General features: G+C 65.7%; 25 protein-coding genes. 15 read left to right on the forward strand and 10 right to left on the reverse strand.

Features of this window, described 5'->3' with window-relative positions; translation table 11 throughout:
• Positions 1-201: 201 nt before the first annotated feature.
• Together AADZ90_RS12200 and AADZ90_RS12205 are read left to right on the forward strand one after the other, a co-directional pair.
• Complete coding sequence (locus AADZ90_RS12200) at positions 202-1,383, forward strand: RSP_2647 family RNA methyltransferase (RefSeq protein ID WP_367310289.1); 1,182 nt, start codon at positions 202-204, stop codon at positions 1,381-1,383.
• Complete coding sequence (locus AADZ90_RS12205) at positions 1,380-1,916, forward strand: RSP_2648 family PIN domain-containing protein (protein WP_367310290.1); 537 nt, start codon at positions 1,380-1,382, stop codon at positions 1,914-1,916. Before AADZ90_RS12200 ends, AADZ90_RS12205 begins: the two co-directional genes overlap by 4 nt.
• Here the strand turns inward: AADZ90_RS12205 and AADZ90_RS12210 are convergent.
• The 5 genes from AADZ90_RS12210 to AADZ90_RS12230 all read right to left on the reverse strand — a co-directional run bounded on the left by AADZ90_RS12210 (position 1,913) and on the right by AADZ90_RS12230 (position 7,900).
• On the reverse strand, positions 1,913-2,695 hold the full coding sequence (locus AADZ90_RS12210) for an SDR family NAD(P)-dependent oxidoreductase (RefSeq protein ID WP_367310291.1): 783 nt from the start codon (positions 2,693-2,695) through the stop codon (positions 1,913-1,915). The two genes, AADZ90_RS12205 and AADZ90_RS12210, sit on opposite strands and share 4 nt — an antisense overlap.
• 212 nt (positions 2,696-2,907) lie before the next feature.
• Positions 2,908-3,579, reverse strand: a complete 672-nt coding sequence (locus AADZ90_RS12215; protein WP_367310292.1) for a response regulator transcription factor — start codon at positions 3,577-3,579, stop codon at positions 2,908-2,910.
• Between the two features lie 117 nt (positions 3,580-3,696).
• Positions 3,697-5,289 (reverse strand): sensor histidine kinase, encoded by a 1,593-nt coding sequence (locus AADZ90_RS12220; RefSeq protein ID WP_367310293.1) that lies wholly within the window; start codon positions 5,287-5,289, stop codon positions 3,697-3,699.
• Positions 5,290-5,291: 2 nt separating this feature from the next.
• Positions 5,292-6,839, reverse strand: coding sequence for an ABC transporter transmembrane domain-containing protein (locus AADZ90_RS12225; RefSeq protein WP_367310294.1), 1,548 nt, complete (start codon positions 6,837-6,839; stop codon positions 5,292-5,294).
• Complete coding sequence (locus AADZ90_RS12230) at positions 6,836-7,900, reverse strand: hypothetical protein (RefSeq protein WP_367310295.1); 1,065 nt, start codon at positions 7,898-7,900, stop codon at positions 6,836-6,838. The genes AADZ90_RS12225 and AADZ90_RS12230 overlap by 4 nt, the downstream gene beginning before the upstream one ends.
• 244 nt (positions 7,901-8,144) lie before the next feature.
• Between AADZ90_RS12230 and dusA the strand changes: the two genes are divergently transcribed.
• Positions 8,145-9,143 carry a tRNA dihydrouridine(20/20a) synthase DusA gene (gene dusA / locus AADZ90_RS12235; protein ID WP_367310296.1) on the forward strand — a complete coding sequence of 333 codons (999 nt, stop codon included), beginning with the start codon at positions 8,145-8,147 and terminating at the stop codon, positions 9,141-9,143.
• 62 nt (positions 9,144-9,205) lie between these two features.
• Entirely contained in the window at positions 9,206-10,027 is an 822-nt protein-coding gene (locus AADZ90_RS12240) for a sulfite exporter TauE/SafE family protein (RefSeq protein WP_367310297.1), read from the forward strand.
• Between the two features lie 253 nt (positions 10,028-10,280).
• On the opposite strand, the gene AADZ90_RS12245 is transcribed toward AADZ90_RS12240, so the two are convergent.
• From AADZ90_RS12245 to ccmI, 4 genes are all read right to left on the reverse strand, one after another.
• Complete coding sequence (locus tag AADZ90_RS12245; RefSeq protein ID WP_367310298.1) at positions 10,281-10,715, reverse strand: hypothetical protein; 435 nt, start codon at positions 10,713-10,715, stop codon at positions 10,281-10,283.
• A gap of 317 nt (positions 10,716-11,032) precedes the next feature.
• Positions 11,033-11,281, reverse strand: a complete 249-nt coding sequence (locus AADZ90_RS12250) for a DUF1289 domain-containing protein (RefSeq protein ID WP_367310299.1) — start codon at positions 11,279-11,281, stop codon at positions 11,033-11,035.
• The gene (gene ruvX / locus AADZ90_RS12255) at positions 11,278-11,751 is read right to left on the reverse strand and encodes a Holliday junction resolvase RuvX (protein ID WP_367310300.1); all 474 of its coding nucleotides are present in this window, start codon (positions 11,749-11,751) and stop codon (positions 11,278-11,280) included. Before ruvX ends, AADZ90_RS12250 begins: the two co-directional genes overlap by 4 nt.
• A complete protein-coding gene (gene ccmI, locus AADZ90_RS12260; protein WP_367310301.1) occupies positions 11,751-12,917 on the reverse strand; it encodes a c-type cytochrome biogenesis protein CcmI in 1,167 nt (388 codons plus the stop codon). Before ccmI ends, ruvX begins: the two co-directional genes overlap by 1 nt.
• Before the next feature lie 132 nt (positions 12,918-13,049).
• Here ccmI and AADZ90_RS12265 point away from each other — a divergent pair, with 132 nt between their 5' ends.
• The 7 genes from AADZ90_RS12265 to AADZ90_RS12295 all read left to right on the forward strand — a co-directional run bounded on the left by AADZ90_RS12265 (position 13,050) and on the right by AADZ90_RS12295 (position 19,954).
• Positions 13,050-14,297, forward strand: coding sequence for a sarcosine oxidase subunit beta family protein (locus AADZ90_RS12265; protein ID WP_367310302.1), 1,248 nt, complete (start codon positions 13,050-13,052; stop codon positions 14,295-14,297).
• 154 nt (positions 14,298-14,451) lie between these two features.
• Positions 14,452-14,709, forward strand: a complete 258-nt coding sequence (locus AADZ90_RS12270) for a hypothetical protein (RefSeq protein ID WP_367310303.1) — start codon at positions 14,452-14,454, stop codon at positions 14,707-14,709.
• A 57-nt stretch (positions 14,710-14,766) separates the two neighbouring features.
• A complete protein-coding gene (locus AADZ90_RS12275) occupies positions 14,767-14,919 on the forward strand; it encodes a hypothetical protein (protein WP_367310304.1) in 153 nt (50 codons plus the stop codon).
• A gap of 24 nt (positions 14,920-14,943) precedes the next feature.
• Complete coding sequence (locus AADZ90_RS12280; protein ID WP_367310592.1) at positions 14,944-15,273, forward strand: sarcosine oxidase subunit delta; 330 nt, start codon at positions 14,944-14,946, stop codon at positions 15,271-15,273.
• Positions 15,270-18,275: a sarcosine oxidase subunit alpha family protein gene (locus AADZ90_RS12285; RefSeq protein WP_367310305.1), complete on the forward strand. Its 3,006-nt coding sequence runs from the start codon at positions 15,270-15,272 to the stop codon at positions 18,273-18,275. Before AADZ90_RS12280 ends, AADZ90_RS12285 begins: the two co-directional genes overlap by 4 nt.
• Positions 18,268-18,798, forward strand: coding sequence for a sarcosine oxidase subunit gamma (locus AADZ90_RS12290; RefSeq protein WP_367310306.1), 531 nt, complete (start codon positions 18,268-18,270; stop codon positions 18,796-18,798). The genes AADZ90_RS12285 and AADZ90_RS12290 overlap by 8 nt, the downstream gene beginning before the upstream one ends.
• Before the next feature lie 76 nt (positions 18,799-18,874).
• Positions 18,875-19,954: a glycosyltransferase family 2 protein gene (locus AADZ90_RS12295; RefSeq protein WP_367310307.1), complete on the forward strand. Its 1,080-nt coding sequence runs from the start codon at positions 18,875-18,877 to the stop codon at positions 19,952-19,954.
• 4 nt (positions 19,955-19,958) lie between these two features.
• On the opposite strand, the gene AADZ90_RS12300 is transcribed toward AADZ90_RS12295, so the two are convergent.
• Positions 19,959-21,239: a glycosyltransferase family 61 protein gene (locus tag AADZ90_RS12300; protein WP_367310308.1), complete on the reverse strand. Its 1,281-nt coding sequence runs from the start codon at positions 21,237-21,239 to the stop codon at positions 19,959-19,961.
• 45 nt (positions 21,240-21,284) lie between these two features.
• On the opposite strand from AADZ90_RS12300, the gene AADZ90_RS12305 reads away from it, so the two are divergent.
• From AADZ90_RS12305 to AADZ90_RS12320, 4 genes are all read left to right on the forward strand, one after another.
• Entirely contained in the window at positions 21,285-21,884 is a 600-nt protein-coding gene (locus tag AADZ90_RS12305) for a superoxide dismutase (protein ID WP_367310309.1), read from the forward strand.
• 173 nt (positions 21,885-22,057) lie between these two features.
• Positions 22,058-22,519 carry a host attachment family protein gene (locus tag AADZ90_RS12310; RefSeq protein ID WP_367310310.1) on the forward strand — a complete coding sequence of 154 codons (462 nt, stop codon included), beginning with the start codon at positions 22,058-22,060 and terminating at the stop codon, positions 22,517-22,519.
• 124 nt (positions 22,520-22,643) lie between these two features.
• Positions 22,644-23,807, forward strand: coding sequence for a LysM peptidoglycan-binding domain-containing protein (locus AADZ90_RS12315; protein ID WP_367310311.1), 1,164 nt, complete (start codon positions 22,644-22,646; stop codon positions 23,805-23,807).
• Between the two features lie 69 nt (positions 23,808-23,876).
• A complete protein-coding gene (locus AADZ90_RS12320) occupies positions 23,877-25,682 on the forward strand; it encodes an ABCB family ABC transporter ATP-binding protein/permease (protein WP_367310312.1) in 1,806 nt (601 codons plus the stop codon).
• Positions 25,683-25,686: the final 4 nt, after the last annotated feature.

Genomic DNA, 25,686 nt, shown 5'->3' on the forward strand with positions numbered 1-25,686 from the left:
GAATCTGGTCAAATGTCGTCTTCTCGGGCCGATGGATCCGCCGACTGAAAGACGACCGCCCCGCTGTGCGAGAGACGTGTCGGGCCCACCTTCCCATTTGTGGAGATAGTCGGGCGGCCTGTCCATTCTATGGCTGCTTTGGGGCGATTTTGGTTAATGGGGCTTCTGGTCTTGCCGAGTGAATTCCCGTAGGCCGCGCGGATGGATCGCCCTGTCATTCGACTAAAGCCAAAGGCGGATCCCCGGCCGGTGCGCTGGGGACGGCCGTGGGTTTATGCGAGCGATCTGGTGCTGGACCGGCGGACGAAATCGTTGGCACCGGGGAGCCTCGCGCGGCTGGAGGATGGGGAGCGGCGGGCGCTGGCGACAGTGGCTTTCAATCCGGGAAGCAAGATCGCGGTGCGGGTGCTCGACCCTGATCCGGAGGTGGAGATCGGGCGGGAGTGGTTTGCGGCGCGGTTGGAGCGGGCTTTGGCCTTGCGGGAACGGATCTATGAGGCGCCGTTCTACCGGCTGGTCCATGCAGAGGCGGATGGGTTGCCGGGCGTTGTGATCGACCGGTTCGGAGAGATCTGCGTGGTGCAGCCGAATGCGGCTTGGGCGGAGGCTTTGCTGGGGTCGTTGGCGGAGGCGTTGGTCGATGTGACTGGCTGCCGGACCGTGCTGAAGAATGCAGGCGGCCGGGCGCGGGGGCTGGAAGGGCTAGACGATGTGTCGGGCGTTCTGGTGGGCGCGGCGCCGGAGGGGCCAGCCCGCGTGCCGATGAACGGGGCGGTCTATCTGGCCGATCTGACGGGCGGGCAGAAGACGGGTCTGTTCTACGACCAGCGGGAGAACCACGCCTTCGTCGCCCGGCTGTGCCGTGGGGCGTCGGTGCTGGACGTGTTTTCGCATGTGGGGGGCTTTTCGCTGGCCGCCTTGGCAGGCGGGGCGCGGCAGGCGCTGGCGGTGGACGGATCGGCGGCGGCGCTGGAGCTGGCGCAAGGCGGCGCGCGGGCGATGGGGCGCGAGCTGGCCATACGCCGGGGCGATGCGTTCGAGGTGATGGAGGCTTTGGCCGGGGAGGGCGCGGTGTTCGATGTCGTGATCTGCGATCCGCCGGCCTTTGCGCCGTCGAAGCAGGCCTTGAACGCCGGGCTGCGCGCCTATGAGAAGGTCGCGCGACGGGCGGCGCCTTTGGTGGCCGAGGGCGGGATCCTGTGCCTCTGCTCGTGCTCGGGGTCGGCGGATCTGGAGGCGTTCCGGGCGGCCTCGGTCCGGGGGATCGGCAGGGCCGGGCGGCAGGGGGCGCTGATCTATACCGGGTTTGCGGGGCCTGACCACCCGGTGCATCCGCAGTTGTCGGAGACGGGGTACCTCAAAGCGCTGGTGTTCCGGCTGTGAAGGTCGTTCTCGACGCCTGCGTTCTTTATCCGACGGTGATGCGGCAGGTGCTGCTGGGCGTGGCCAGTGAGGGGCTGTTCCGGCCGATGTGGTCGGCGCGGATCCTGGAGGAATGGGCGCGGGCGGCGGAGCGGGACGGCGGGAGCGCGCGGGCGGAGATCGCGTTGCTGAGGGATGCCTGGCCGAGGGCTGAGCTACCACCTGCGCCCGGGCTTGAGGCGCGGCTTTGGTTGCCGGATGATGCGGATGTGCATGTGCTGGCGGTCGCTGTGGCCGGGTCGGCGGATGCAATCATGACGGTGAACGCGAAGGATTTTCCGCGGGGGACGCTCAGCGAGGAAGGGCTGATGCGGGTCGATCCCGATGGGTTTCTGCTGCGGATGCTGGGCGAGGCGCCCGAGGCGGTTGAACGGGTCGCCGCGGACGTTCTTGAGGACGCCCGCCGCGCGTCGGGCGCGCCGTGGGAGATGCGGGCGCTGATGAAGAAGGCGCGCCTGCCGCGGTTCGGCAAGGCGCTGGAGCGAGGCGTTTAGGCAGGCTGCTTCTCGGCGAAGTCGCGGGCCATCGATAGCGTCTTCCGGCGGGGCAGGAAGGGGACAAGCCAGTCCAGCATGAAGCGCAGCTTCTTGTCGTTGATGACGACCAGCTCGCCCTTCATCATCGCGTCGTAGCCGATCCGGGCGACCTCTTCGGCGCTGGCGATGTCGCCTTGGGCACCTTTGGCGCCTTTCATGTCGGCGACGTCGAAGAACTCGGTCTTCACGGGGCCGGGCGCGAGGACGGTTACGGTGACGCCTTTGTCCTGCACCTCGTTGGCGAGCGCTTGGCTGAAGGAATTCACGAAGGCCTTCGTGGCATGGTAGGTCGCCTGGAGGGGGCCGGGGATCATTCCGGCGGTGGAGCCGACATTGAGGATGCGGCCGGAGCCTTTCGCAACCATGTCCTTGAGCGCGAGGTGGGTGAGGGTCATCAGGGATTTCACGTTGAGGTCGACCATGGCGAGCATCCGGTCGAGGTCCTGTTCGTGAAAGAGCCCGTGGCCGCCGAAGCCGGCATTGTTGATCAAGTAGTCGACGGTGAGGCCGTCGGCCTTGATCTGCTCCCAGACGGCTTTCGCCCCGTCCGGGGTGCCGAGATCGGCGGCGTAGACGTGGACCTTGGTCCCGTTCTTGCCCTCGATTTCGGATTTGAGTTCTTGCAGAGCGTCCTCGCGCCGAGCGGCGATGATGAGATCCCCACCCTTGGCGGCGTGCGTGCGCGCGAGTTCCTTGCCGATCCCGGCGGAAGCACCGGTGATGAGAGCAGTGGCCATGAGGGCTGTCCTTTTCTTGTGGTAGATCGACAAGTGATCTTCAGAAGAGGATGCCATGGCCGACAATAATGTTCCACGGAAGCGGGACAGAGCGCGGGGCGGAAACAGATCGGGATGCCCCGGGTTCGGGATGGGCGATTGCCGTCGATTTGTCCTCCAAGGGCAAACCGCGCGCTAGAAAGATGCGCGATACCTTTTCATCGACGGCGTAGTCAGCACATCCGGTACCCGACATTGCGCAGGGTCACGATCCGCTTGCCCTCGGCGCCGATCTTGCGGCGGATGCGGCCGACATAGACGTCGACCACATTGGTCAGCGGATCTGCATTCAGGCCCCAGACCGTGTTGAGAATGCGCTCGCGCGATAGGACGCGGCCCTTGTTGGTCATGAAGAGCAACAGGAGGTCGCGTTCCTTCTTGGACAGCTCCAGCTCGTCTCCCTCCACGGTGACCAGGAGGGAATGGCGATCGAAGGCGATGTCACCCACTGTGACAAGGCCATCGTCGGTGCCGGCGCCATAGCCGGTGGCGCGGCGGTGCAGCGCCTCGATCCGGGCGACGAGTTCGTCGAAATCGAAGGGCTTGGTCAGGTAATCGTCGGCACCGATCCGCAGCCCCTCGACCTTTTCCTCGTTCGCGTCGAGCGCGGTCAGCATGAGGATTGGCGTCGTCGTCTTGCGGGCGCGCAGCTTGCGGCAGACGTCCTGCCCCTGCACGCCGGGAAGCATCAGGTCGAGCAGGATGACGTCGTATAAATTGTTCAGCGCGTAGTCGAGGCCGGTCTCGCCGTCAGGGGCGTGATCGACCGTCCAGCCTTCGGCGCTGAGGCCCCGGCGGACGAAATTGGCGACACGTTCTTCGTCTTCGATAAGAAGGATGTTCATGGTAACCCCACATGGCAAACATGAGCCTTTCCTGCGGGCGTTTCGGGGTCAACTGAATCGGCTTTACGTTGAGGGATTTGAGCATATAGCCGCGGTTTATGCAGATCGACTGGCAGGTTATGCGGATCGACTGGCAGGTATAGAGGGGATCGGGTCGACGGCCCGGATCTGAGGGCTTCGCGGCAGGTCGAGGACGACCCTGAGCCCTCGCGTCGCGCCATCTTCAAGCCGGGCGGTGCCGCCATGGGCCTCGAGGATGGCCTTGACGATCGGAAGGCCCAGGCCACTGCCTTCCAGCGCCTGACCGTTGGCGTTCGATCCGCGGAAGAATCGCTGGAAGGCCTGGGCCTTTTCATCGTCCGTCATACCCGGCCCGTCATCTTCGATCGTGAAGCGCAGGCGGGAGCCGTCGGTCTCGAGCCGGGCGGTGATGGTCGGGCCGCCGTAGCGGCGGGCGTTCTGGAAGACGGCGAGCACAGACTGTCTGAGCCGGACTTCGTCGACCATGGCGCGGACCGGCTGGGACGGCATGTCGACGGAGACCGCGCCGGGGAACATGTCGGCTGCGTCGCGCAGGACCTTGCGCAGATCGGTGTCGCGCCGGTCGAGCCGCAACTGACCGGCCTCGTGGCGGGCGACGGTCAGCATATCATCGACGATCTGGTTGGTGTGCTTGGCCGAGTCACGGATGCGAGCGAGCGCATCGGAGATATCGTCGGGCATGTCGCCATTGGTCCGGAGGGTCACGTCGGCTTCGCCCAGAATGATGGCGAGCGGTGTGCGCAGCTCGTGGCTGATATCGGCCATCAGTCGCTTGCGGTTCGCCTCGTTGGTTTCGATCTGGCGGACCAGCCGCTGCAACTCGGCCGTCCGTTCGGTGATCCGGCGTTCGAGTTCCTTTTTCTGCTCTTCGCGGCTGGCTTCGCGCTTGGCCAGCCCTTCAGCCATGTCGCGCAGGACCGTGGCGAGGTCGCGGAATTCCCGACTGCCGTGCAGGTCGATGGGCGTGTCATATTGCGCCTGGCGCAGACGCGCGACGGCCTCTCTCAGGCGGATGAGAGGGGCGCGGATCTGGGTGTTGAACGACACGAGCGCGGCCAGAAGGACGGTGAGCGACAGAACGAGGAAGCCGTAGACGAGGCGCTGGTTTGCGGTACGGAACGCGACGGCTTCGGCGATGACCTCTTCCATCTCCTCAAGCTCTTCGGCCAGCGCCGCGTCGATCTTGCGGCTGAGGTCCATGTCGATCTCCTGATCGAGCAGGTCCGCGAGCCGTTCCACCTGGACCGCGTTTTCGATCGGCTCGCCCGAGGCGTAGAGCGTCGTCAGCGCCGTGGTGATCGCGCGGATATCCCCCTCGATCGCGTCGAGGCGTTCGAGCTCCTCGATCTCTTCGTCGCCGACCATCTGGATTTCCTGGGCGATGACGGTGCGGATGTCGGCCAGGTTGTCCGCGATCCGTCCGCGCAGGTCCGCCTCGCCCGCGCCGCCGTCGCGATCGCCGATCAGCAGCGCGTCACCGTGCTGCTTGAAAAGCTGGAAGGTCTTGGACTGGAGCTTAAGGTGAAGGCTGTAGGATTGCTGCGCCAGCTGGGTGCGCGCATCCCACCAGCGGGCCTTGTCGATGCTATAGAGGGCGAGCACCGACAGGCCGAGGATGAGGCCCACGATGATCATCGCGTAGATGGTGAAAAGCCGTGTCGAACGCATAGTCAGACATCCTGTGTGATCGTGGCGGCGATTGGACTGACGGAAATGTCGTTCCTGCAAGCATCTGCGTCAACGCAAACGAGTGTGGTGTCGAGCCGTTCGCGGAGCAGCGCCAGAAGCCGGGGCGCTTCGGGATCGCTGCGCCAGCGGACGCTATCGATGACGATCAGTTCTGCCCGCCCGAGGACCGCGCGGACCAGATCGAGCCGCAGGGTCTCGGTAGGGCTCATGTTTCGTCCGGCTTCGCCGACCGTGCCGCGCAGGCCGCCGAGGCGGTCGCAGAGATGGCCGAGGCCGAAGGCGTCGAGTTCTTCGCGGATCCTGTCATCTTTTGGGCGCTTGCGGTTCAGCAGTGTCGCCGACCGGCGGAGCGTGCCCTGAAGCGCCACATGGGTGTCGCCGATATAGAGGCAGACGGGCAGGCGGGGGTCGTCGCCATAGAGGACCTGCCAGCCGGTATCCCGGTCGAGGCCCGCGAGGATCGCGCCGAGCCTAGGCGCCAGCGCGCCTTGCAGGGTGACGGTCTCTCCTGCAGGCACGGTAAGCTCCAGCGGGCCGTCGCCGGTCTTGCCGCGCAGATCCAGCGCGACGGGGCCGCCGCGACGGCGTCTGCGCCGGGCGCTGCTGTCTTCGGACAGCAGGCGTTCGGCCTTCTCGCGCGCGATACGCCAGGCGCAGAACTGATCCCAGGCTTCGCCAAGGTCCTGAAGGGGCATGGCGAGGAGCGCGAGAAGCGACAGGGCGGCGGCGGTCGTTCCGGTGGCCACGCCATAGGTTCCGGCCGCCCAGAATGTCGCGACGCCCGCCAGGGCAACGCCGCCTTGCAGGATCGCCTGCAGCCCCGAGATGCGTCGCATCCGCGCAAGCGCGTTGTCGCGCAGGACCGCGCCGTCGGCGTCGAGGAGCTTCAGTTCGGTTTGCGTGCGTCCCATCAGGTCGAGCTCTGGCGAGATCGCGATCCGCTCGGTCATCGAGATGGCAATCCGGGCGCGTTTCTTGCGCAAGGCGGCATGGCGCGCCTCGAGATGGAGCGCGACACCGGCCATCAGGATGAGAGCCGCGGCGATGGGCACGATTCCCGAAAGGGCAAGCTGGGGGCTGAGGAGAAAGAGGATACAGGCCGCACCCGGCAGGACGATCAGCGCGGAGAGGACCCGCGGCAGGCCGCGCCCGAACCAGAGCCGCGCCGCGGAAAGGTCGCCGACGAAGCGCAGGGAAAGTGCACCGACCCGACGCGCCGCATGGCGGGTTTTCGGCATTCCGGCAAGATGGGCGTAGATGATGCGGCGCAGGGCGATCGCGTAGCTCTGACCCAGAGCCTCGGACCGCTGTCGGGAGAGGAGAAGCGCGATCGCCGCGACGATCCCGGCGCCGGCAAGCGAGGCGAGCGTGGTCGTCGCGGGCACCGTGCCGGCATGGAGCGCCGTGAAGGCATCCCGCGTGGCGAAGGTGGCAACCGCAAGCGCCGTGGCTTGGGCCACGCCGCAGAGAACGACAAGGACCGCGTCGGTGACGCGGTCCTTGCTGGCGAATTTGGGGAGGGAGGTCATGCGGCCTCGTTCTCCTTAGCCTGCCGCATCAGTGGCGTCACGTGCAGCGCGATGGCTTCGGGCGACCACAGGTCTTCGCGGCAAAGGATGGGGAGGCCCGTCACCTCGGCTGCCTCGGCCGCGGCGAGGGGCGAGCAGCTGACCATGCCCGAGATCGCGAAGGGGGTGAGGTTCATCTGCTCCATCACATGCACCCCACCAAGGGCGCTGAGCGCGTCTGGCGCGGCGAAGAGGATCCCGTCGAGCCGGTCCCGGATGCGGGAGCCCCTGAGGATCGCCCGGGTTTCGCGCTGGAAGACGCCGTCGGCGATCTCGACCACCACGACTTCGGCCCCGCGGGCGGCGGCGGTGGCAACAAGTGTGCCGAAGCCGCGCTCGATCCGGTCTAGCGGCATGCGGAAGGTCGTGGCCATGCCCACATCGGTGAAGTCGAGCGCAGGGGCGCCGCCATCCTCGAAGCTGTTGAAATCCCCGAAGGCGCCGGTACCGGTCGCTTTGACGCCCGCCACCGCATAGCCCGAGCGCATGAGCCCGTGGGCGAGGCTGGACGCCGCGGTGGTCTTGCCGGAATTCATCGAGGCCCCGAAAACGCCGAGCACGGTCACGCGGTCATTCGCGGGCAGGTCGGGCAGGGCGTAGTCGGCAACGTTCAGGACACGGTCGAGATCGCCGGTGAGCAGGCCGATCGGGCGCAGACGGGTGGGTTCGTCGAGGAAGTCATGGATCGCATCGACCCGGCCCGCGACCCCGCCGCCGGCGACCAGGGCCAGGTTGTCGGGTTCGATCACGGCGGTTGCGAGGAACTGGTCGGGGGCGTAGCGGTCGCCGAGGCAGAGGACGACGAGATCGCCAGGGTAGCTGGCGGAAACGCGGCGTTCGGCAAGCTGGATCTTCTTGTGATGACCGATCTGGGCAATCTCGCAAAGGATCAGGTCGCCCGCCTTGGCGCGGTGAAAGTCGGCACTGAGGCCGCGGACATCCTCTCGGCGGACATTGCGGGTGGTGAACGCCCATTTGGCGATATCGCACATGGCGGGGGTGAGCGGGGTGAAGTGGGTCATCGTTATCTCCAAGGTTTCTTTGCCTGCTTGCCAATCTGGAGCAGGCAAGTGAGAGGCGCCGGAAAGCCAGATGAACCCGGGGGGCGCGGGAAGATGAAAGGCGGATGAACTCTGGGGTAAGATCTGGGGGTAGGACGTGGGGCGCTGCGTTGCGGATCGCCGGCTGTGGTTTCCACGCGCGCGGGAAAGGCCTAGGGTGCGAGAAAGGGATGTCGTTGAAAACCTTGGGGTTTCAGAGAAGACAATGCGCGAAGATGCAGCTTTGAGGGGTGCGCGGCTGTCGGTCGCGCCGATGATGGATTGGACAGACCGGCATTGCCGGTTCCTGCACCGGCAGATCAGCCGGGAGGCGCTGCTCTATACCGAAATGGTGACGGCGCCCGCCTTAGTCCGGGGAGGGGCGGTGCATCTGCTGGAGTTCGATGAGGCGGAGCATCCGGTAGCGTTGCAGCTGGGCGGGTCGGATCCGGCGGAGTTGGCAGAGGCGGCGCGGATGGGCGCGGCGCGGGGGTATGACGAGATCAACCTCAATTGCGGGTGCCCGTCGGACCGGGTGCAGTCGGGGACATTCGGGGCGGTCCTGATGACCGAGCCCGCGCCGGTGGCCCGGTGTGTGGAGGCGATGCGGGAGGCTGTCGATGTGCCCGTGACGGTGAAATGCCGGATCGGGGTGGACGATCAGGTGCCGGAGGAAGTGCTGCCGGAGTTCCTGCGCCACATCGCTGAGGCTGGATGCGAACGGGTGATCATCCATGCGCGAAAGGCGTGGCTCAAGGGGTTGAGCCCGAAGGAGAATCGCGAGGTGCCGCCGCTGGATTATCCGCTGGTTTTCAAGATGAAGCGCGCGTTTCCCGAGCTGCATATTTCGGTCAATGGCGGGGTCGCGACGCTCGATCAGGCGCTGGAGTTTCTGGAGCAGGGGCTGGACGGCGTGATGATCGGGCGGGCGGCCTATCATGCGCCGATGGATGTGCTGGGGGCTGTCGACCGGCGGGTGTTCGGCGCCGGTCGCGACGCGGATGTCTGGGCGGTGATCGACGCGATGAAACCTTATATTGCGGGGCATCTGACCTCTGGCGGACGGCTGCATCAGGTGACGCGGCATATGCTGGGGCTCTTTGCCGGGCGGCCGGGCGCGCGGGCCTGGCGGCGCTGTCTGTCTGAGGAGGCGACCCGACCGGGGGCGGGGCTTGAGGTGCTCGACAAGGCCGCGGATCTTGCGGGGCAGGCCTTGGCCGCGTGATTTTCCTTTTCTCCGGAAGGGCTTGGCGGTAGCGACGGGGGCGCGTCCTGGAGGTTATGCCATTGCCCGATCCCATGCTCCTCGCTTTGATGGCCCTTCTTTTGCTGGCGATCGGTGCATTCGCCGGAGTGCTGGCGGGGCTTCTGGGCGTGGGCGGAGGGATCGTGCTGGTGCCGGCGTTCTTCTATGCCTTCAGCGCTTTGGGCTATGGCGGGCCGTCGCTGATGCAGTTGTGTCTCGGGACGTCGCTGGCGACCATCATCGTGACCTCGCTGAGATCGGTGGCGAGCCATCACAAGAAGGGCGCGGTGGATTGGGAGATCCTGAAGCGCTGGGCGCCTGGGATCGCGCTGGGCGCGGTGTTGGGCGTGGCGACGGCGGCGCGGTTGGGGTCGGTCGTCCTGCAGGCTATCTTTGCGATTCTGGCAATGATCGTGGGCGTTTACATGCTGGCCGGACGGTCGAGCTGGCGGCTGGGACCGGTCATGCCGGGGGGGATTTTGCGGGCCGGGATGTCCTTTGCGATGGGGGCTTTGTCGGTGCTGATGGGCATCGGAGGCGGGTCGTTCGGGGTGCCGGTAATGACGCTTTACGGCGTGCCAATCCACCGGGCGGTCGCCACGGCGGCGGGGTTCGGCGTGGTGATCGCGGTGCCGTCTGTGATCGGGTTCCTGATCGTGGTGCCGGCAGGGCAGATGCCGCCCCTGACCATCGGGTCGGTGAACCTGGTGGCCTTTGGACTGGTGATCGCGATGACCTTGATAACAACGCCTTACGGGGCGGCCTTGGCGCATCGGCTGGATCCGAAGCCGCTGAAGCGGGTCTTCGGGGTGTTTTTGGTCCTCGTGGCGCTGAACATGTTGCGCGGGGCAGCTTTCGGATAGAACGTTAACGCCGCGGACGGCGAGCACGGACGCTGCAACCCCCGAGGTGGCGCGAATCATCCGTTAACGCAGGAAGAATGAGGCGATGCGGGCTGTCGGCATCCTGTCGGCTTTGCGTCGGCTTTCTGTCGGGCATTTCCCGCCGCGGGCACCGGGTAACGGACCGTTCTGCTGCGCTGCGGCGCAACAGCGTGAGCAATGATGCGGGTGGGCGAGATTGTTTTCCTGAGCGAAGGGGTTGCCCCGTGTCCTATTAGTATGGCGCGGCGAACCCCGCCCTGCGGTGGGACGGCAGATCCGGGTCGTCAGGCCGTCTTGGGTAGAGCAGGGCAAGGAGGATCGCGACGGCGTAGAGCGGCCCGGCCGTTGCGGGATAGTGGAACGGCAACGTTACGGCGACCTGCGCGCCCAGGACGAGGCCAAGCGGCGGGAACGTGATGAAGCCTGCGATGACGCCGACGATCGGAAACGCGAAGAGGCAGATCATGAGGTCGAACAGGATACCTGAAGTCCCTGGTTGGCCCATCTGCGGATAGACCGCCCAAGCGAAGGTCGCGGCGACCACGGTGGTCACGAACCACGCCCAGAGGCTGAGGGCGGGGCCGAGATCTCCGCCCGTCCCGACGACGAAGATGCCGAAGGCGAGGAAGGCTGTGATCGCGGCTGTGGTGGAGGCTTTTTCGCGCATTCTGCTCAGGCTCCTGAAGAGATTACGCGACAGCTTCTCAGGAGACTGTCGGCATGTCAGTCGGGCAGATCGCCGCTGGGGCACGGCGGAGCGGTGGTTCACGGAGATGAGGGCTGCCTTTCTTGCCAGTGGAGGTCCCGGCTCAAGGCCGGGACGCCCTGTGGTTGCGTTAGGACGATGCGGGCGGCGGGTCGCGGATGCTATGGGCGGATCAGAATTTTCTAGAAAATTCTGGGTGGGCAAAATCTTCTAGAAGATTTTGAGGGTGCAAGTTTTTCTAGAAAAATTTGGCTACGAGGCGCAATGGGTTACCGTCCTTAATCCGGTCGTTGAGCGGCGCGCTTTTGGCGCCGAGCGCGTCCGCCGCGCCGTCTTTGCAGGCGCGGGGCACGGGCCGGGAGGTCGGCGATCACTGCACGACGGGCCTCGGGCGTCATGCGGGACCAGCCGCCGATCTCTTGCAGCGTGCGCAGGCAGCCGGTGCAGATCTTCTCCTCGGGGTGGAGGATGCAGATCTTCACGCAGGGGCTTTCGACCTCGTCGCGCTGCCAGATATCGTCGCTCATGTCGCCTCCAGATGCCTGAGCCTGTCCAGCACACCCTGGAGGATAAATCCAGCCGCCACGTGGTCGATCACCTCGGCACGACGTTTCCGTGTCGTATCCGCCTCGAGCAAGGCCCGTTCGGCGGCGACGGTCGACAGGCGCTCGTCCCAGAAGGTGATCGGCAGGCTGGTGATCTGGTGGAGGTTGCGGGCGAAGGCGCGGGTCGACTGGCAGCGCGGGCCTTCGGTGCCGTCCATGTTGCGGGGCAGGCCGAGGACAAAGCCTGCCACCGCCCGCGCATTGGCGAGATCGAGGAGGCGGGCGGCATCGGTGGTGAACTTCTTGCGCGGGATGGTCTCGAGCGGAGTCGCGACCGAGCGAAGCGTGTCAGACGTCGCCACGCCGATCGTCTTGGTGCCGAGGTCGAGGCCGAAGAGGGCACCGGTGCGGGGCAGGGCTGCGGCGAAGGTGGCGATGTCGTCGTGGATCATCAGTCCGCGACGCCTGCGGCGCGGGCGGCCTGGTGAAGTTCGGTCATCGCCTGGGCATTGCCGCCGAAGACCTCCTGCGCCTCCTGCCAGATGGCTGTGGCGGCGTCGGTGCGGCCGAGGACGCCGTAAGAGCGGATGAGGCGGGCCCAGTCCGACGGCGGGCCGCCTTCGGTTGCGAGCCGGTCGGCGAGGCCTGCGACCATGCCTTCGATGGCGGCGGTCTGGTCGGGATCGTCGGTGAGGATGGGGGGGGGAGCGTAGTCGACACCGGCCTCGAAGGCGGCGCGTTCGATCCCCTGGCGGGCGAGAAGGCCGTAGAGGCCGGTGCCGGGTGTCTCCACGATCGGCCGCCAGAGCTGGAAGGTCAGGTCGGGGCGACCGGTTTGTGCGTGGAGGAGGCCCAGATAGTAGCGCGCGGCGGGATCGGCGGCGTTGCTGGTCAGGCGGGCGGTGATCTGGGCCTCGAGCTCTGGCGAGATGCGGCCGCCTGCGGCTTGCTGCATGAGCTGCCAGAGACGTTCCTCGTCAAGGGGGTCGAGCGTGCCGTTTGCGGTCTTGAGGTCAATGATCCGCTGCTGGGCCATCCGGGCCTCGGCGAAGCGGCCGAGGCGGGATTCGTACTGGACGAGGAGGGTGAGGCCCTGCAGGTCGTCGGGGCGTTCGGCCACGGCTTCCCTCAGGCGGCGCATGAGATCCTGTTCGTCCTCGGACAGCGGCGGTGGGGTGATCGCGGGGGCGGTCGCTTCGAGCGCCTCTTGATTGCCGCGGGCGGTGCGCAGCTCCTGAGCGGCAGCGAGGCGCACCTCGTGCGGCAGGTCGGGGCGGCCGGGATCGCCGACGACGGCATAGAGGCCGAGGCCGCCGCCAGCGATGGCGAGCGCAGCGAAAGCGAGCGCGGCGCGGGTCGCCCCCTTGGGGGCGTCGGTCTGGTCAGTCGTGCCGCGGGCGTCGGCGGCGAGAAGGCGGCGGGCGACCTCGGTCCGGATGCGCTCGGCCTCCTCGTCCGAGATCAGGCCGCGGGCGCGGTCGCGGTCAATCTCGTCCAGCTGATCGCGGTAGACCGACATGTCGTTGCCGCCCGCGCGGTTGGGCGGAGCGAGAAGCGCTCGACCGAGTGCGGCGAGGGAGAGAGCGACGAGCGCTGCGGAGACGATCCAGAAGACCATGGGGGGATACCTAATGGTCCCGGGCCGAAGACGGAAGGCGCTGTCGTTTTCGGTGCGACAAATGCCGCAGCGGATCGGGGTTTTGCATGGCAAGAGGTGCAGATATCGTCTGGCCGTTACGAGGGAGCCGGTATGAAGCGTTACTCTGCCTTTGCCATCGCGCGCGAGGCCTTGCGGGGCCACAAGGGCTGGGAGCGCGCCTGGGCCTCGCCCGAGCCGCGGGAGCGCTATGACGTGATCGTCGTGGGTGGCGGCGGGCATGGGTTGGCGACGGCCTATTACCTGGGCAAGAACCACGGGATCACGAATGTCGCCGTGTTGGAAAAGGGCTGGATCGGCGGCGGCAATACCGGCCGGAACACGACGATCATCCGGTCGAACTACCTGCAGGACGCCTCTGCCGCGATCTATGAGAAGGCGCGGGCGCTTTACGAGACGCTGAGCCAGGAGCTGAACTACAACATCATGTTCAGCCCGCGCGGTGTGATGATGCTGGCCCAGACCCATCACGAGGTGCGGGGCTACCAGCGGACGGCGCACGCCAATGCGCTGCAGGGGGTGGCGACGGAATATGTCGGGCCGGAGCGGGTAAAGGAGCTGTGTCCGATCATCTCGATCGACGGGCCGCGCTATCCGGTCCTCGGCGCGCTCTGGCAGGCGCGCGGCGGGACGGCGCGGCACGATGCGGTGGCGTGGGGCTATGCCCGGGCCTGTTCGGATATGGGGATGCATATCGTCCAGAACTGCGAGGTGACGGCGGTGCGGTCGTCGAACGGGCAGGTGACGGGGGTGGAGACGACGAAGGGGCCGATCCAGTGCGACAAGCTGGCGCTGGTCGTGGCCGGCCATTCGGGGCGGCTGGCCGAGATGGCGGGATTCCGGTTGCCGGTCGAGAGCGTGGCGCTGCAGGCGATGGTCAGCGAGCCGATCAAGCCCTGCATGGATGTCGTGGTGATGGCCAACACGGTCCACGGCTATATGAGCCAGTCCGACAAGGGCGAGATGGTGATCGGCGGCGGCGCGGACGGGTTCAACAACTACACGCAGAGGGGCTCTTTCCACCATATCGAAGAGACGGTGCGCGCGCTGATCGAGACCTTCCCGATGCTGTCGCGGCTGAAGATGCTGCGGCAATGGGGCGGGATCGTCGACATGACCGGGGACCGCTCGCCGATCATCGGGAAGACGCCGCTCGGCGGGTGTTTCATCAATTGCGGCTGGGGGACCGGCGGGTTCAAGGCGATCCCCGGCGGCGGCTGGGCGACCGCCGAGACCGTGGCGAAGGGGGAGCCGGGGCCGTTGGCGGCGGCCTTCTCGCTCGACCGGTTCCGGGAGGGGCGGTTCATCGACGAAAGCGTCGCGGCGGGGGTGGCGCATTGAGACAGATGCAGCAGGAAACCGCCGATCTGCAGGCGGCGGCGGGGCCGTGCGCAAGCGGCCGGACGTTGAAACGCGCCGGGCGATCCACATCTAGGAACCTGTGTCGGGAGGTCGCAGTTGGCCTTTCGGCGGGACTTGGATTGGAGCATTTGGAATGGCCGAAGAAGGCAAATCGTCTAACAGCACGCTGGCGTTCATCGTGGGCGGGCTGGTTGTTGCAGTCATCGTTCTTTTCTTCCTTTTCTCAGGCGGCGCGGATGACGCCGACACCGCCGGCGATGCCGGAGGCGACACGACCAATGTCGAGGTCAATACCGGCGGCGAGACCGATGCCGGGGAGGCGGAGGTCGAGGCCGACACCGATGCCGGCGAGGCCGACGGCGGCGCCGAGGGCGAGACGACCGGAAACTGATGTGAGCGGCCGCGACGGTGGGGCGGGGCGGCCGTTTTTTGCAAGCTGGAGAGACGTATGGAGTTATCGCGCAGACAGACGCGCTTTGCCGGATTTTTGGCCGGAGCCTTCGGGACGATCGTCGTGGGCCTGTTCCTTACCGTGGCGATCACCGGGAACGCCTTCGGCGTGGAAGAGCGGAAGATCCCCGCGAGTTTCATCGAATACTAGACTTTCCGCATGGGGGCCGACCCCATGCTGATCCTGCGCTGCCCCTATTGCGGCGTCGAGGCCGACGAGACCGAGCTGGCCCCGGGCGGCGAGGCGCATCTGAAGCGTGAGGGTCCCGAGGCCTCGGACGAGGCGTTCGAGGAATACCTGTTTTTGCGGGAGAACCCCAAGGGCCTGCATTTCGAGCGGTGGCGGCACGCTTATGGCTGCGGGAAGTGGTTCCACGCGGCGCGCTGCACGACGACGCTTGAGGTGTTCGGGACCTATCCGGCGCAGACCCTGGAGCCGCCCGAGGAGGTCAAGGCGCGGCTGACCGAGCGGCGGCCCGGTTGGTCATGGAGGCTGTTCGGATGAGTACGCGGCTGGCAAGGGGCGGGCGGCGGATCGACCGGTTGAAGCCGGTGTCGTTCACGTTCAACGGGACATCTCTGAAGGGCTATGAGGGTGATACGCTCGCCTCGGCCTTGCTGGCGAACGGGCAGGCCTTGATGGGGCGGTCGTTCAAGTATCACCGGCGGCGCGGGGTCGTGACGGCGGGACCGGAAGAGCCGAATGCCTTGATGGGGCTGGGTCGCGACGGGCGGTTCGAGCCGAACGCGCGGGCGACGATGACGCCGCTGCATGAGGGCCTGGAGGCGCGGTCGCAGAACCATTGGCCGAGCCTGGAATATGACGTGGGCGCGGTGAATGCGCGGCTGTCGAAGTTCTTTCCGGCCGGGTTCTACTACAAGACCTTCATCCAGCCGCGGCCCTTCTGGAAGCATGTCTACGAGCCGGTGATCCGGCAATCGGCGGGCCTGGGGGCGGCGCCGAAGGACCGGGATGCGGACACCTACGAGCATGTGAACCGGCATGTCGACGTGCTGGTCGTGGGCGGCGGGATCGCCGGGCTGCTGGTCGCGCGGGAGTTGGGGCGGTCGGGCGCGGACGTCCTGCTGATCGAGCAGGACGAGGTCTGGGGCGGGCGGGCTCCGACGGACGGCGGCGAGATCGACAGGGTGCCGGCGGAGGCTTGGGTGGGCCGCGTCGTGCATGAGCTGTCGGGGATGGAAAACGTCGAGTGCCGTCTGCGGATGACGGGCTCGGGCCTTTATGACCACGGGTTCGCGCTGGCCGAGGAGCGGCTGACGGATCATCTGGCGGGCAAGGATGGGCCGCGGCGGCGGATGTGGAAGATCCGGGCGCGGGCCATCGTGACGGCGACCGGCGCGATCGAGCGGCCTTTAGCGTTTCAGAACAATGATGTGCCGGGCGTGATGCTCGCCTCAGCCGTGCGGGATTACGTCGAGGGCTACGGGGTGAGCCCGGGGGACCGGACGGTCGTCGTGACGAACAACGATGACGGGTACCGGACGGCGCTGGCTCTGGTCGAGGCGGGGCTTTTGGTGCCCGCGGTGCTGGATGCGCGAGCGGGCGGCGGTGGGGCTTTAGCCAAGCGGGCCGTCGAGGCCGGGATCCGGGTCGAGGCGGGGCGCGGGGTGGCCAAGGTGCTGGGTCGCAAGCGGGTCGAGGGCGTGGCCGTCTGCCTGCAGGCGGGCGAGGGCGCGGTGCTGGAGGAGATCGGCTGCGATTGCGTGGCGATGTCGGGCGGGTGGTCCCCGGTCGTGCATCTGTGGTCGCAGGCGGGCGGGAAGCTGAACTGGAACCCGGAGCGGGTGGCGTTTGAGCCGGACCCGGAGACGGCGCCGAAGGGGGCGGATGGGAAGCAGATCGTCTTTGCAGCGGGGTTGGGCGGGCTGTCGACCGCGGAGGTCATGGGGTCGGCGCGCGAGGCGGCGAGCGCGGTGGCGGGCGTGCTGAGCATCCGGGTGTCGGAAGAGGCCGTGACGCTCTCGGACGAGCCGGACGCGGCGCCGATCGAGCCGGTCTGGATCATGCCGAACGGGGCGAGCCCCGAGATGCGGACGAAGATGTGGCTCGACTTTCAGAACGACGTGAAGGTGAGCGACGTGGAGCTGGCCGCGCGGGAAGGCTTCGAGAGCGTCGAGCATACCAAGCGCTACACGACGCTGGGGATGGCGACGGATCAGGGGAAGCTGAGCAATATCAACGGGCTGGCGATACTGGCGCGGGCTTTGGAAAGCGGCATTCCGGAGGTCGGGACGACGACCTTCCGCCCGCCTTATACGCCGATGGCGCTGGGCGCGATCGCCGGCGAGGCGCGGGGGGAGTTGTTCCAGCCGGTGCGGCGGACGCCCCTGCATGACTGGCATGAGGCCCACGGCGCAGATTGGGAGCCCGTGGGGCAGTGGCGGCGGCCCTATTGCTATTTGCGCGACGGCGAGACTGCCGAGGCAGCCGTGAAGCGCGAGGTGAAGGCGACGCGGGAGAGCCTGGGGCTGCTGGATGCCTCGACGCTGGGCAAGATCGTCGTGAAGGGGCCGGATGCGGGCCGGTTTCTCGACATGATCTACACCAACATGATGAGCAGCCTGAAGGTGGGGCGCTGCCGCTACGGGCTGATGTGTTCCGAGAACGGGTTCCTGATGGATGACGGCGTTGTGGCGCGGTTGGACGATGACGCGTTCCTTTGCCACACGACGACCGGCGGGGCGGACCGGATCCATGCCCATATGGAGGAATGGCTGCAGACCGAGTGGTGGGACTGGAAGGTCTGGGTGCTGAACGTGACCGAGCAATGGGGGCAGATCGCGGTGGTCGGCCCGAAGGCGCGGGACGTGCTGCAGGGGCTGACGGAGATGGACCTGTCGGCGGAGGCGCTGCCGTTCATGGCCTGGGCCGAGGGCGAGATTGCAGGCGTGCCCGCCCGGGTGTTCCGGATCAGTTTCTCGGGCGAGCTGAGCTATGAGGTGGCGGTACCCGCCGGGCAGGCGCTGGCGCTGTGGGAGGCGCTGATGGCGGCCGGTGCCGAGCATGGCGTGACGCCCTACGGGACCGAGGCGCTGCATGTGATGCGGGCCGAGAAGGGCTTCATCATGATCGGGGACGAGACCGACGGGACGGTGATCCCGCAGGACCTGGGGCTCGATTGGGCGATCTCGAAGAAGAAGGACGATTTCATCGGCAAGCGCGGGCAAGCGCGGAGCCATCTGGCGACCGGGGAGCGCTGGCGGCTGGTGGGTCTCGAGACGTTGGACGGCAGCGTCCTGCCGGATGGGGCTTACGCGGTTGGGACTGGCGAGACCGGGAACGGCCAGCGCCAGACGGTGGGGCGGGTGACGTCGACCTACCTCTCGCCGACGCTGGAGAAGGGGATCGCCATGGGTCTGGTCGAACGGGGTCCGGAGCGGATGGGTGAGGTTCTGGACTTTCCCAAGGTCGACGGGAGCGTCGTTCAGGCGCGGATCGTCGATCCGGTGTTCTATGACCCCGAAGGGGCGCGGCAGAATGTCTGAGCCTTTGGCCTCGGTCCGCCGCGCGGGGCCCCGAGGGATGATCGCGGTGCGCTGCGATCTGGGCGACAGGGCCTTGCGGTCGGTCGCGACCGGTGTGACGGGGCTGGATTTTCCCGAAGCGCTGGAGGCGAAGTGCGTGGGCGAGAAGGGGCTCTGCTGGATGTCGCCGGACGAGCTTTTGGTGATGGTGCCTCATGCGGAGGTGGCAGAGGCGCGGCAGCGGATCGAGGCCGCGCTGGAGGGCATGCACGCGCTGGTCGCCGATGTCTCGGACATGCGGGCGGTGTTCTTTGTCGAAGGGTCAGGCGTGCGGGATGTGCTGGCGAAGGTCAGCCCCGCCGACACTCGCGCCGCTGCCCTGCTGCCTGGGCGGTTCCGGCGGACGCGGATCGGGCAGGTCGCCGGTGCGTTCTGGCTGCGCGACGGAGAAAGTGCCGAGATTTTATGCTTTCGGTCGGTGGGGTCGTATGTCGAGCGGTTGTTTATCGCCGCCGCGGAAGGTCCGCCGCTTGACCGCAATTAGGGCGCTCTCTATCCCCTATAGCGATGCAGGGCCCCCTTTATCTGATCGCAAGCAGCCCCCGAGTTGAGAGGTTGCCATGAGCGACGGCACACCGCGCTCTGTCCTTGTTGCGTGCATGAAGGACGAGGGGCCGTTCGTTCTGGAGTGGATCGCCTATCACAAGTCGATCGGTTTCAACGATTTCATCATCCTGACGAACGATTGTACGGACGGCACGGATCTGATCCTGGACCGGCTGGACGACATGGGGATCGTACAGCATTTGCCCAATCCGTGGGTTATCGGTGCCGGCGAGAAGACATTGCAATCGACGGCGATCGAATATGCCCAATTGCAGAAGAGGTTCCGTCTGGCGGATTGGGTTTTTATAGCGGATGCCGACGAATTTCTGAATATTCAGATCGGCAACAAGGATTTGCCCAGCCTGTTCGGCGTTATCGGCGATGCACAGGCGATCTCGTTCAATCAGGTCGTCTTCGGCAATGCCGGGATCCAGGAGTTCGTCGACGCGCCGGTCACGATGCAATTCTTTCGGCGCTTCGATTTCAGCGGGGACAGTCCGCGGCTTTACCCCATGATGTTTGGCCTGAAAACGCTGGCCCACAATCGCGGCGACATCTATTCCCGTTTCACGAACCACATTCCGCGCTTAAAAAAGCCGATCGATCCGGGGCTGATCTGGATGGACGGTGGGGGCAAGCCGGTTGATCCCCGCTTTCTGAATTCGCAGACGCGGAGTTATCCGGTCTATATGCACCGGAGCAAGGATCCCAAGACCGGAAAAGTCCAGAAGACACGAAAGCTCTATGATGCCGGCGGGCCAACCCACGACCTTGGCTATGTCAATCACTATGCCTTGAAATCATTGGAATCGTTTGTTGTTCAGAGCCGTCGCGGCGACGCGGTGAACCCGGAGATCAGGCGCGATGTCTCCTACTGGCGGAGCTATGACCGCAACGATGTGGAAGACAGGACAATCGTGCCGCAGGCAGAGCGAAGCCGGGACCTCCTCGAGGATTTCAAGAAAGATCCGGTTCTGGGTCCCCTTCACGATATCGCTGTGAAGCGGCACAGGGAAATCTATCGGAAGATGCTCAAGCAGAACAAGGTACGGAACCTTATCGAGGAGTGTCTTGCCGCAGCGTCCGGCGGATAGCCGGTCAATCGTCTTGGAAACGGCGGAACTTCATCCCCTCTGCGTCTTCGATCTTGGCGAGTTCTTCAGCCACGGCGTCTTGCGGGATATCCGGCCAGGGAAGCGTGTCTGCGGGGAGGAAGCCGTTCGCCATAAGCTCGTGATAGAGCTTTGACATATCGACCTCGCCCCAAGACAATCGGCCGGGTACGCGGGCACGTTCAGGTATCCAGTCGGCACGAAGACAGTTGATCGTGACGGCGTCGGCGCCTGTGAAGGCCTCGATCTGGCTCTGGAAGATTTGGTTCATCTCGACGCCGCGCCGGGCGATGATGGCGACCTTCTGGTCTTTGGGACCGACGTAGGCCAGCATGTGGAGCGGAGAGCCGTCCGGCGAGATGACGTAGCGGGCAGCCCGGTAACGTGCGATCTGTTCTTCCTTTGGCAGCTTTTGCGGATGGATGATCGCATAGCCCGCGGCTTCGAGGTGGCTTTCCAGGATCTTTTCGGAAAGGTAGCTTGCCCTCTGAACGGGCAGTTCCGAGCGGGAGATGTAGATCTTTTCCGGCCCATCCGGTGCGACCGTCTTGCCACCGTATTCGCGCATGTGTTCCCGGAAAGCCTCGCTGGCGATTTCCCAGCCGCTTCCGGTCCCGACGCCCTGGGTCGGGACATACAGCATATCGACGCGCGTTGGATCGGTGATCAGGTGTACCGGTTTGTCGAGACCGAAGGCCCGGATCATCGGCGTCTGAACTGTGACGACGTGCTCGACATTTCCGGTGTTGGTCTTGGGCGTGAAGACGACGCCGTCGATCTTGTCCCGAAGATGTCCGATGGCCCAGATACGGGACATGGTGTCCATCAGGAAATGGCCGAAATGGCCAAACATCGGTCCGCCATACATATAGCGGCCTTCGAGCGTCAGGATCTCGGACGCGTCCGGCAGGTCCGGCGGATGGTTGAAGCGTCCATTCGGCCGATAAAGGCTTGAGGCATCGACGAAGGAGGCATTGGCGTCGAATACGCCGGATTTTTGGACCGGCGCGTTTTTCAATCCCTTCAGCGGGGGGACGACGAGGGCATTCTCGACCTCAACGATCTCGTCGCGAAGGATGTCTTCCTGATTGAAGGTCGGTTTCTGCCCCATGGATATCCTTGTCGGTTGCGCGGTCCGGTCGCCACCCGCAGCCAGATCAGTGCCGGAGGGATAGCGGTCTGCAGAAGCTGCGGCAAGACCTTCGACGGGGTGATTTAGCGGCACGGAGCAGACGATGGCTTGCGCATGGAACTGGATGCGGGTCATCTGCGCTTAGCTCATGACAGAAGCCAATATGCAAGGAGATCCTGCATGTCTTTCGACCTTCCCGACCTTCCCTATGCCCACGACGCGCTGGCCTCGAAAGGCATGTCGAAGGAGACGCTGGAATATCACCACGACAAGCACCATGCCGCCTATGCGACGAAGACCACGGATATGGTCAAAGGCTCCGAATGGGAGGGCAAGTCGATCGAGGAGATCGTGAAGGGGACCTATGACGCCTCGTCGGTCACGCAGTCGGGGCTTTTCGACAATGCTTCGCAATACTGGAACCACGTGCAGTTCTGGGAGTGGATGACGCCGGACGACAGCAAGATGCCGGGCGAGCTGGAGAGCGCGCTGACCGAGAGCTTCGGGTCGGTCGACACGTTCAAGGACGAGTTCAAGTCCGCCGGCGGTGGACAGTTCGGGTCGGGCTGGTGCTGGTTGGTCAAAGATGCGGACGGCAGCCTGAAGGTCACGTCGACGGCGAACGGGATCAATCCGCTGTGCTTCGGGCAGACGGCGCTTCTGGGCTGCGATGTGTGGGAGCATTCCTACTATATCGACCACCGCAATGCGCGGCCGGCCTACCTCGATAACTTCGTCAACAATCTGGTGAATTGGGAGAACGTCGCCTCTCGCATGTGAGGGCGATGCGATCTAGAGAGGGCCCGCAGCATGCTGTGGGTCCTTTTTGTTTGTCGGTGCGTTGTGTCTGTGTGGGGGCCGCCCGGGGCACTGTTCCCCGGGAGGGAGCGGCGGTTCGGAGATCTGTTTCGGTTTGCGTGACCCACCCGGATGAGAGCTACGTGGAGAGAGAGATGACAAAGCTGACGAATGGAACCTGGGTGCTGATCGCCGATGGCGAGAAGGCGCTGTTTCTGGAGAACCAGACAGATGGGGAGGATCCTTACCTCAAGGTCGTCTCGGAGCAGTCGCAGGAGAACCCCAAGGACATCGACCAATCGGCAAACCGGCCCGGGCGGATGAATGCGCCCGGTGATACCGGCCCGCGGTCTGCCTTTCAGGACACCGACTGGCACGAACTTGCCAAGGACCGCTTCGCGGCGGATCTGGCCGACAAGCTCTATAAGGAGGCGCATTCGGGCAAGTTCGACCGGATCGTGCTGGTCGCGGCGCCGAACATTCTGGGCGAGTTGCGCGATCAGCTACATCAGGAAGTCACCAAGAAGGTGGTCGGCGAGATCCCCAAGACGCTGACCAATCATCCGCTGGATGAGATCGAGAAAATCGTGAAGGCTGACCTTTCGGAGACAACCTAAAACCTTTTGGCGGCAAGGCTTTGACCCGGCCTTGCCGCATTGCTATCGTCAGTCAGTTTCGTGACGCGGGTGTGGGACGCCGCGGCATGATCGGGATGACAGGCCCCTTCGGGATGAGGACGTAGTGAAACTGGGACGCACCCTAGCAGGATTGCTTGCCGGTCTGGTGCTGGCGGCGGTTGCCGTCGTGGTGCTGGCGCTGGTCGGCCGGGACGATCCGCAGCCGATCGATGCGACCGTTGCGGTGCCAGCTGAAGATGCGCCTGTGCCTGACCCTGCACCTGCCGAGGTGGCTGGACAGGATGTGCCAGCGGAGGTGCCTGCCGAAGCAGCGGAAGAGCCGGCTGCGGAAGACGCGGTGCCGCGCTTCGATCTGGTGCGGGTCGCACCCGGCGGGCAGGCGGTGATCGCCGGTGCTGCCTCCGGCGCTGACAGGGTGCGCATTCTGCTGGACGGAGAGGTGATCAGCGAAGCGCCTGTCGACGGGCGCGGGCAGTTCGCGACCGTGGTGCAGCTTGCGGCGAGCGACGATCCCCGCAGCCTGAGCCTGATCGGGCTGGCGGGCGAGGCGGAGGTCGCGTCGCTCGAGACGGTCATCGTCTCACCGGTTCTGAGCGGCGGGCCCGAGACCGTTGTGGCCGGTTCTGGTGCAGAGGTGCCGGGCGATCCCGGCGCGGCGGCGCGCGAGGCGGTGGCGGCGGCCGGGGCTGAGGCAGTGGAAGAGGAAGGATCGGCACCGGTTCTTCTGGCCGGTCCCGACGGGGTCGAGGTGTTACAGCCTGCCATCGCGCCGGGGGCGGGGCCTGATGTGCTCGATTCGGTGGCGTTGGACGCGATCACCTATGACGACGAGGGCGACGTGCGTCTGAGCGGGCGGGCTGAGGAAGACGGGTTCGTCCGGGTCTATGTGGACAACGAGCCGGTCGAGACGGCGTCGGTCGATGCCGACGGGCGCTGGCGTGCGGATCTGCCCGAGGTCGATACCGGGGTCTATACGCTCAGGATCGACGAGATCGGGACGGAGGGCGAGGTCGTCAGCCGGATCGAGACGCCGTTCCGACGGGAATCGCCGGAGACGGTGGAGGCGGCGCTCGATGCGGTGGAGAATAGCGGCGATGTCGTGGCACCGAAGCTTGAGACGGTGCAGGCGGGCGGGACCCTGTGGGCCATCGCGCAGAGCCGGTATGGCGACGGGTTCCTCTATGTGAAGGTCTTCGAGGCCAACAAGGACCGGATCCGCAACCCCGATCTGATCTATCCCGGGCAGGTCTTTCTTCTGCCGGAATAGGCCACGGGTGGCGGAGCGGCGCACCTTGGCCTAAGTCATGGGGCCGATGCGCGTGGCGAGGCAGCAAATTTGGCGGAACTGAACGAAGACCAGCGCAGCGGCTGGCGCACGGTGCGCAAGGTCGCGCCGTATCTGTGGCCGAAGGATCAGGCCTGGGTGAAGCGGCGCGTTGTCATCGCCTTGGCGATGCTGTTCATCGCCAAGGTCGTCGCCGTCGGGACACCGCTGCTTTATAAGGGCGCTGTCGACGCGCTGGCGGGCGAGGACAGCGACGCGGCGCGGTTCCTTGCGCTGGGGGCGGTCGGGCTGACCATCGCCTACGGCATGGCGCGGCTGATGAATGTGGGCTTCCAGCAGCTGCGCGACGCGATCTTTGCGCGGGTCGGGCAGCGGGCGCTCAGGATGCTTGCGCTGGAGACCTTCCGGCACATCCACGCGCTTTCGCTGCGCTATCACATCACGCGTAAGACCGGCGGCCTGTCGCGGATCATCGAGCGGGGGGTGAAGGGTGTCGAGTTCCTGCTGCGGTTCCTGCTGTTCTCGATCGGGCCGCTGCTGCTGGAACTGATGATGATTGCGGCAGTGCTCTTCGTGCTGTTCGACGTCTGGTATCTGGTGGTCGTCGTCGGGACGATCGCGCTTTACGTGACCTTCACGTTCAAGGTGACGGAGTGGCGGGTGAAGATCCGCCGCGAGATGAACGAGCAGGATACGGATGCCAACCAGAAGGCCATCGACAGCCTCCTGAACTTCGAGACCGTCAAGTATTTCGGCGCCGAGGAGCGGGAGGCGGCGCGGTATGACAGCGCGATGGAGCAGTACGTGGATGCGGCCCTGCGAACATCCTATTCGCTGGCCTTCCTGAATTTCGGGCAGTCCTTGCTGATCACGGGCGGGCTGGTCGCCGTGATGGTGATGGCAGCTGTGGGCGTGGCGAACGGGGCGTTGACGGTCGGCGATTTCGTGATGGTCAACGCCTACATGATCCAGATCACGATGCCGCTGAACTTCCTCGGGACGGTCTATCGCGAGATCCGGCAGGCGCTGGTGGATATGGGCGAGATGTTCGACCTGCTGGAACAGCCGGCGGAGGTCGAGGACAAGCCTGGTGCCCCGGACTTGGAGGTGGATGGCGGGGAGGTCGTCTTTGACGACGTGTCCTTCGGCTATGAGGCCGAGCGGCCGATCCTGAAGGGCGTCGCGGTCGATGTCGGGCCGGGGCAGACGGTGGCGATTGTCGGACCCTCGGGGGCGGGGAAGTCCACGATCGGTCGGCTGCTTTTCCGGTTCTATGACGTGAGCGGCGGGGCCTTGCGGATCGACGGGCAGGATGTGCGGGATGTGACGCAGGAGAGCCTGCATCGGGCCATCGGCGTGGTGCCGCAGGACACGGTGCTGTTCAACGATACGGTGGGGTACAACATCGCTTATGGGCGGGCCGGTGCGACGCAGGACGAGATCGAGGCGGCGGCGCGGGCGGCGGAGATCCATGACTTCATCGCGAGCCTGCCGGAGGGCTACGAGACTGTCGTGGGCGAACGCGGCTTAAAGCTGTCGGGCGGGGAGAAGCAGCGGGTAGGCATTGCGCGCACGCTGCTGAAGGACCCGCCGATCCTGTTGCTGGACGAGGCGACCTCGGCCTTGGACAGCGAGACGGAGGCGGAGATCCAGCGATCGCTGCGGGAGATGAGCCGGGGGCGGACGGTGATCGTGATTGCGCACCGGCTGTCGACCATCGCCGATGCGGACCGGATCGTCGTGCTGGAAGGCGGCGTGATCGCCGAGGAGGGGCGACACGAGGAGCTGTTGGGGCGGAACGGGCGCTATGCGGCGATGTGGCACCGGCAGCAGGCGGACGAGGAGGAAGCCGCTTAAGGGG

Source organism: Aestuariibius violaceus (genome assembly GCF_040779325.2).
GTDB classification, from domain to species: domain Bacteria; phylum Pseudomonadota; class Alphaproteobacteria; order Rhodobacterales; family Rhodobacteraceae; genus Aestuariibius; species Aestuariibius violaceus.

What these genes read in the sequence shown, in the direction of transcription:
- AADZ90_RS12200 (WP_367310289.1), top strand. Translation starts at nt 202, where the DNA reads ATGGATCGCCCTGTCATTCGACTAAAGCCAAAGGCGGATCCCCGGCCG.
- AADZ90_RS12210 (WP_367310291.1), bottom strand. Translation starts at nt 2,695, where the DNA reads ATGGCCACTGCTCTCATCACCGGTGCTTCCGCCGGGATCGGCAAGGAA.
- AADZ90_RS12215 (WP_367310292.1), bottom strand. Translation starts at nt 3,579, where the DNA reads ATGAACATCCTTCTTATCGAAGACGAAGAACGTGTCGCCAATTTCGTC.
- AADZ90_RS12220 (WP_367310293.1), bottom strand. Translation starts at nt 5,289, where the DNA reads ATGCGTTCGACACGGCTTTTCACCATCTACGCGATGATCATCGTGGGC.
- AADZ90_RS12225 (WP_367310294.1), bottom strand. Translation starts at nt 6,839, where the DNA reads ATGACCTCCCTCCCCAAATTCGCCAGCAAGGACCGCGTCACCGACGCG.
- AADZ90_RS12230 (WP_367310295.1), bottom strand. Translation starts at nt 7,900, where the DNA reads ATGACCCACTTCACCCCGCTCACCCCCGCCATGTGCGATATCGCCAAA.
- dusA (WP_367310296.1), top strand. Translation starts at nt 8,145, where the DNA reads ATGCGCGAAGATGCAGCTTTGAGGGGTGCGCGGCTGTCGGTCGCGCCG.
- AADZ90_RS12245 (WP_367310298.1), bottom strand. Translation starts at nt 10,715, where the DNA reads ATGCGCGAAAAAGCCTCCACCACAGCCGCGATCACAGCCTTCCTCGCC.
- AADZ90_RS12250 (WP_367310299.1), bottom strand. Translation starts at nt 11,281, where the DNA reads ATGAGCGACGATATCTGGCAGCGCGACGAGGTCGAAAGCCCCTGCGTG.
- ruvX (WP_367310300.1), bottom strand. Translation starts at nt 11,751, where the DNA reads ATGATCCACGACGACATCGCCACCTTCGCCGCAGCCCTGCCCCGCACC.
- ccmI (WP_367310301.1), bottom strand. Translation starts at nt 12,917, where the DNA reads ATGGTCTTCTGGATCGTCTCCGCAGCGCTCGTCGCTCTCTCCCTCGCC.
- AADZ90_RS12265 (WP_367310302.1), top strand. Translation starts at nt 13,050, where the DNA reads ATGAAGCGTTACTCTGCCTTTGCCATCGCGCGCGAGGCCTTGCGGGGC.
- AADZ90_RS12270 (WP_367310303.1), top strand. Translation starts at nt 14,452, where the DNA reads ATGGCCGAAGAAGGCAAATCGTCTAACAGCACGCTGGCGTTCATCGTG.
- AADZ90_RS12275 (WP_367310304.1), top strand. Translation starts at nt 14,767, where the DNA reads ATGGAGTTATCGCGCAGACAGACGCGCTTTGCCGGATTTTTGGCCGGA.
- AADZ90_RS12280 (WP_367310592.1), top strand. Translation starts at nt 14,944, where the DNA reads ATGCTGATCCTGCGCTGCCCCTATTGCGGCGTCGAGGCCGACGAGACC.
- AADZ90_RS12285 (WP_367310305.1), top strand. Translation starts at nt 15,270, where the DNA reads ATGAGTACGCGGCTGGCAAGGGGCGGGCGGCGGATCGACCGGTTGAAG.
- AADZ90_RS12290 (WP_367310306.1), top strand. Translation starts at nt 18,268, where the DNA reads ATGTCTGAGCCTTTGGCCTCGGTCCGCCGCGCGGGGCCCCGAGGGATG.
- AADZ90_RS12295 (WP_367310307.1), top strand. Translation starts at nt 18,875, where the DNA reads ATGAGCGACGGCACACCGCGCTCTGTCCTTGTTGCGTGCATGAAGGAC.
- AADZ90_RS12300 (WP_367310308.1), bottom strand. Translation starts at nt 21,239, where the DNA reads ATGACCCGCATCCAGTTCCATGCGCAAGCCATCGTCTGCTCCGTGCCG.
- AADZ90_RS12305 (WP_367310309.1), top strand. Translation starts at nt 21,285, where the DNA reads ATGTCTTTCGACCTTCCCGACCTTCCCTATGCCCACGACGCGCTGGCC.
- AADZ90_RS12310 (WP_367310310.1), top strand. Translation starts at nt 22,058, where the DNA reads ATGACAAAGCTGACGAATGGAACCTGGGTGCTGATCGCCGATGGCGAG.